We start from the raw sequence: 2,557 nt of genomic DNA, 5'->3' as shown, positions 1-2,557 counted from the left end.
GATCTACGACGCGGCCACGGTGCGTCTCGTGGGATCGGGCCACCCGTGTTGTCGGTCCCGTCACGTAGGCTCGTTGATATCGGATCGACTGATCGTTCGAAGCCCGCAGTACCGAGGGAGGGGGCCCACGTGCTCATCGACACCTACGGCCGGGTGGCCACCGACCTGCGCGTCTCGCTGACCGACCGGTGCAATCTCAGATGTACGTACTGCATGCCCGAAGAGGGCCTGCAGTGGCTGGCCAAGCCCGACCTGCTCACGGACGACGAGATCGTCCGCCTCATCGACCTGGCGGTGACCCGGCTCGGCATCACCGAGGTCCGCTTCACCGGCGGCGAACCCCTGCTGCGCCCCGGCCTGGTCGGGATAGTGGAGCGTGTGGCGGCCCTCGAACCCCGTCCCCAGATGTCCCTGACGACGAACGGCATCGGCCTCAAGCGCACCGCGACCGCCCTCAAGGCGGCGGGCCTCGACCGGGTCAACGTCTCGCTGGACACCCTGCGCCCGGACGTCTTCAAGACCCTCACCCGCCGTGACCGCCACAAGGACGTCATCGAGGGCCTCGAAGCGGCCCGCGCCGCGGGACTGACCCCCGTCAAGGTCAACTCCGTACTGATGCCCGGACTGAACGAGAACGAGGCGCCGGACCTGCTCGCCTGGGCCGTGGAGAACGACTACGAACTGCGGTTCATCGAGCAGATGCCGCTGGACGCCCAGCACGGCTGGAAGCGCGACGGCATGGTCACCGCCGGCGACATCCTCACCTCGCTGCGCACCCGCTTCGAGCTGACGGAGGAAGGGGCCGACGAGCGCGGCTCGGCACCCGCGGAGCGCTGGGTGGTGGACGGCGGCCCGCACCGGGTCGGCGTGATCGCCTCGGTCACCCGCCCGTTCTGCTCGGCCTGCGACCGTACGCGGCTCACCGCGGACGGGCAGGTCCGCACCTGTCTCTTCGCCCAGGAGGAGACCGACCTGCGGGCGGCGCTCCGCTCGGACGCGCCGGACGAGGAGATCGCCCGGATCTGGCGGCTGGCGATGTGGGGCAAGAAGGCCGGGGCAGGTCTGGACGACCCCTCCTTCGTGCAGCCGGACCGCCCGATGTCGGCGATCGGCGGCTGACCGCCGGGCCCGCCCCTCAATTTCCGGGCTGCTGCTCCGCGGACTCCCATTCCGACAGGAGGACCACGTCCTTCAGGAAGCCGCGGACGCCCAGGAACTTCGACAGATGGTCGCGGTGCTCCTCGCACGCGAGCCAGGTCTTGCGGCGCTCCGGCGTGTGCAGTTTCGGGTTGTTCCAGGCGAGCACCCACACGGCGTCGGCCCGGCAGCCCTTGGCGGAGCAGACAGGGGAGGACGGGGACGACGGCTCGGAACCGGGAACGTTCAGGATCACGTCCTCGACACTAGCCGAGTCCCGAGGGGTTCCCACGAGTCCTGAAGGCTCCGGAAAAGGCGACGCCGAGCAGCCACGGGGGGAGCTGCCCGGCGTCGGTCTGTCACTCCGACGGGGGATGCGGAGTGCGTACCAAGTATGTCACGGCTAACCCATCGCCCGGCAACGGAACAACATGATTGATCTGAGCTTTTCTTGAGCTTGGCAGAGGTTTCGGATTCCGCTTTTTCCGGATCCCCGGTGCTCAGGCCCGTTCGTGCGGCTCGTCCCGCAGCCGTGTGCCGGGGGCGGCCGTCAGGTCTTCCGCGACGGGTTCCGCGGCCCCGCCGGCGCCCGGCCCCGCAAGCATCGGACGGGTCGGAGCGGTCACGAAAGTGGACGGCAGAGAGGGCACGTTCTCGCGTCCCGCGTTGGCGATCACGACGGAGATGTAGGGGAGCAGCACGCCGAGAACCAGCGCAACGACGGCGACATGGCGCTCCACGTTCCAGAGGGTGGCCGCGAGGACGACGGAGACCGTACGGACGGACATCGAGATGATGTAGCGGCGCTGCCTGCCCCGCACGTCGTCGGTGAGCCCCTGCCTGGCCCCGGTGATCCGGAAGACCTCGGTCTCGCTCTGCTTCCGCATCACGTTCCACCACCCCGCCTGAGTCGGACGCTCCCCGGCCCGTACCGGCAACAACGTTACGCCGCGGTCGCGCCGCCCACGAGACCGGGTCGGCTCCGGCGCGGCTGGGGACGTCTGCGCCGTACCGCGTATGGCCGTGCCCGACATGCGCCGTACGGCACCCGGGCCGACACTGGGCGTAATGCTCGCGTAGAGCCGTATAGGAGGCAGCCATGGGCTGGTTGTGGGCGATCATCGTGGGATTCGTACTGGGCTTGCTGGCCAAGGCGATCATTCCTGGCAAGCAGCACAGTCCGCTCTGGCTCACCACGATCTTCGGAATCATCGGCGCGATCGTGGGCAACGCGATCGCCCGCGGTATCGGCATCGGTGAGACCAGCGGTATCGACTGGGGCCGTCACGCCCTCCAACTGGTGGCCGCGGTCGTCATCGTCTTCCTGGGAGACATGCTCTACACGGCAATGAGGGGCAACAAACAAAGAGCCTGAGCGAGGGTAAAAAGATTGCGCAGGTCCCCGCGCCCTGGAAAGGGG

General features: G+C 68.6%; 4 protein-coding genes. 2 read left to right on the top strand and 2 right to left on the bottom strand.

What is annotated here, in order from left to right; genetic code table 11:
* Window positions 1-129: 129 nt before the first annotated feature.
* Window positions 130-1,119 (top strand): GTP 3',8-cyclase MoaA, encoded by a 990-nt coding sequence (moaA, locus tag ACFVH5_RS44275; RefSeq protein WP_385839352.1) that lies wholly within the window; start codon window positions 130-132, stop codon window positions 1,117-1,119.
* Between the two features lie 16 nt (window positions 1,120-1,135).
* On the opposite strand, the gene ACFVH5_RS44270 is transcribed toward moaA, so the two are convergent.
* Complete coding sequence (locus tag ACFVH5_RS44270; protein WP_385839351.1) at window positions 1,136-1,393, bottom strand: hypothetical protein; 258 nt, start codon at window positions 1,391-1,393, stop codon at window positions 1,136-1,138.
* A gap of 244 nt (window positions 1,394-1,637) precedes the next feature.
* Window positions 1,638-2,024: a DUF3099 domain-containing protein gene (locus ACFVH5_RS44265; protein ID WP_385839350.1), complete on the bottom strand. Its 387-nt coding sequence runs from the start codon at window positions 2,022-2,024 to the stop codon at window positions 1,638-1,640.
* 212 nt (window positions 2,025-2,236) lie between these two features.
* Here ACFVH5_RS44265 and ACFVH5_RS44260 point away from each other — a divergent pair, with 212 nt between their 5' ends.
* Window positions 2,237-2,512 carry a GlsB/YeaQ/YmgE family stress response membrane protein gene (locus ACFVH5_RS44260; RefSeq protein WP_210883898.1) on the top strand — a complete coding sequence of 92 codons (276 nt, stop codon included), beginning with the start codon at window positions 2,237-2,239 and terminating at the stop codon, window positions 2,510-2,512.
* The last annotated feature ends 45 nt before the right edge of the window (window positions 2,513-2,557 follow it).

The sequence above is a fragment of the Streptomyces sp. NPDC127119 genome (assembly GCF_042677425.1).
Taxonomy (GTDB): Bacteria; Actinomycetota; Actinomycetes; order Streptomycetales; family Streptomycetaceae; genus Streptomyces.
This window is presented reverse-complemented; position numbering and strand designations above follow the sequence as displayed.

Excerpts from the sequence above, each read along its gene's own strand:
- ACFVH5_RS44260 (WP_210883898.1), top strand. The coding sequence starts at position 2,237 with ATGGGCTGGTTGTGGGCGATCATCGTGGGATTCGTACTGGGCTTGCTG.
- ACFVH5_RS44265 (WP_385839350.1), bottom strand. The coding sequence starts at position 2,024 with ATGCGGAAGCAGAGCGAGACCGAGGTCTTCCGGATCACCGGGGCCAGG.